The 2062-nt window shown below is 36.7% G+C and carries 1 protein-coding gene and 1 pseudogene; both read left to right on the top strand.

Features of this window, described 5'->3' with window-relative positions:
- Window positions 1-304: 304 nt before the first annotated feature.
- The gene (locus C6H18_RS08655; protein ID WP_233704119.1) at window positions 305-1399 is read left to right on the top strand and encodes a DNA-methyltransferase; all 1095 of its coding nucleotides are present in this window, start codon (window positions 305-307) and stop codon (window positions 1397-1399) included.
- A 265-nt stretch (window positions 1400-1664) separates the two neighbouring features.
- Window positions 1665-2062: pseudogene (locus C6H18_RS08650) on the top strand (hypothetical protein); the annotation flags it as partial.

Below are 2062 nucleotides of genomic sequence, written 5' to 3'. Positions count from 1 at the left end.
AGGCAAACTCAATATGACAAAAGGGAAATTCGATATGACAAGAGGTAAGGTTAGAGATATTTCGGGATAAATCCCTCAATATGACAAAAGATAGAGACACTTAGGTTTTGCCCCAATATGACAATGGAATCCACAAACAATAAATATGAGACTAGGCATAACAACGGAAGAATTGCAATATAACAAAAAAGCCTAAAAGGCATATCGATTAAAAAATCTAAATACGTTAAAATTCTATCAAAACACATACAATTTAAACACACCCAAAGGAGCCATCATCAAAACCTTACCCCTTAACCAAATCTTGCAAGGCAATAGCTTAAAGCTACTACAAACAATCCCTGATTATAGTATTGATTTAATCTTTGCTGACCCGCCTTATTTTATGCGTGTTGAAGGTAGCTTACAAAGACCAGAGGGGAGTGATTTTAGCGGTTGCGATGATATTTGGGATAGCTTTAGAGACAATGCAGATTATGTAAAATTTAGCAAAAAGTGGCTTAGAGAGTGTAAGAGAATCCTAAAGCCTAATGGAAGTCTATGGGTGATTGGCTCAATGCAGTGCATTTATAGCCTTGGTGGGGTTATGCAAGAGCTTGGCTTTTGGTTTATTAATGATGTGATTTGGCATAAAAGCAACCCTACGCCAAACTTTCGTGGCACGAGGCTGAATAACTCGCACGAAACTCTCCTTTGGGCGACAAAGGACAAAAAGGCGAAATATACTTTTAATTATAAAACGGCAAAAGAGCTAAATTGCGAGATTGTAGGCTTTGAAAATGGAGGGCGTAAGCAGCTAGGCAGTGTGTGGAAAATCCCTGTTTGTAGTGGCAAAGAAAGGCTTAAAGATATAAATGGAGATAAACTCCATAATACTCAAAAGCCAGAATCACTTCTCTATCGCATAATCGCCATTAGCTCTAAACTAGGCGATATTGTGCTAGACCCCTTTGGCGGGACGATGACCACAGTAGCAGTGGCAAAGAGGCTTGGCAGGAATTACATAAGCTTTGAGCAAAACCCTAAGTATATTGAGTATGGCAGGAAGCGACTAGATTCTATTGCTTTTGAGGATTGCCCCATTACAAGGGCGGAGTTTGACAAAAAGCCCTTGAAAGTAAGCCTAAAAGAGATGATTGAATCAGGGTTTTTGCATATTGGGGAGAAGCTCTCCCTTAAAAGCACCGCATTTGAGGCGACACTTGCAGATGAGGGGAAGCTTGAGTTTGAAGGAGGGATTTATGATATTCACTCTCTTGCTGCTTATCTTAAAAAGGCAAAAGCAAAAAGACTGAATGGCTTTGTTTATTGGGAAGTAAAAAGGGGGGATTCCTATGTTTTGCTAGATAGTGTTCGCAAGGAATATCGCAACAGGGCGCAAAAAGCGAGGAAGAGTTAAAAGGAAAAGCTTAATAATGGATAGTAAGAGTTACGAGAAATTTTTAGAACATTCCTTAAAAGCAATAAAAAAGCGCATAAAAATAATTATCTAAGTATTTGCTAAAGAAATGCAGGAGATATGTTAAACTATTCCTTATTATTGTGTGATAGGAAGCAATAATAATAGGATAGACTATGCAGGTGGGATTGATAAAAAGCTTAAATTTTAGCGTTAGGGGGATTTGATACTGCAAATTAAAAATAAAAGAAAATAAGGATTTATAATGTTTTCAATTGTTATGCCACTTAAAAGCCTTGATATAGAAGGATTAGAACAAAGAATAGAGTATATTTTAAAGTTTTTAGAGCCTCAAAACATTATCATTATCACACACAAAGAAAATTTCTTGACCAAATTCGCAACAAGATTCCAAGACAAAATAATCTTTGAAGATGAAAATAGGCTTATACCAACACTAAACCTTAATGCCGTGAAAAATTACATTTCTAAAAAAGCAAAAAACTCCAAACATTATGAAAAATGTCTCTTGCGATCGGGTTGGTATTTTCAGCAGTTTTTAAAAATGGGCTATGCTAGAGTAACTAAGATGTTCAATAAAGAGATAGCAAATAAAGAGGATTGTAGGTGGGTGGGGGGGGGGTATATTGTATGGGATAGTGA

Source organism: Helicobacter mesocricetorum, from assembly GCF_900198605.1.
GTDB lineage: Bacteria > Campylobacterota > Campylobacteria > Campylobacterales > Helicobacteraceae > Helicobacter_D > Helicobacter_D mesocricetorum.
Note: the sequence above shows the minus strand (reverse complement) of the source record. Positions and strands in the feature narration are given on the sequence as shown.